The sequence below is a fragment of the Lyngbya sp. CCY1209 genome, assembly GCF_035615495.1.
Taxonomy (GTDB): domain Bacteria; phylum Cyanobacteriota; class Cyanobacteriia; order Cyanobacteriales; family Microcoleaceae; genus Limnospira.
Genome location: NZ_JAJENU010000709.1, coordinates 1 through 290, shown reverse-complemented (window position 1 = coordinate 290; position 290 = coordinate 1). Strand labels below are relative to the sequence as shown.

The window sequence follows — 290 nt, the reverse complement described above, 5'->3', positions numbered from 1 at the left end:
TGCGATCGCGACCTCTACGAAGCTTTGAAACGGGGGGAGTTTTGCTACGTTTTGAACTCGCGACAGATGGGAAAATCTTCCCTGCTGGTGAGAACCCGCCACCAATTGCAGCGGGAGGGCTATAAATGTACGACCCTGGATTTGACCATGATCGGGGGCGAAAACATCACGCCCCTACAATGGTACAAAGGCATCGTCGCCGATTTGCGGAGAGGATTCCGACTCTCCCGGGAGTTCAACTTAAAAACCTGGTGGAAAGAAGCGGACAACATTTCATTTTTGCAGCGGTT

Annotated in this window: 1 protein-coding gene; it reads left to right on the top strand. The window is 51.7% G+C overall.

What is annotated here, in order from left to right:
- The coding region (locus tag LKE08_RS29155; RefSeq protein ID WP_324707806.1) for an AAA-like domain-containing protein at window positions 1-290 on the top strand (290 nt) is incomplete at both ends.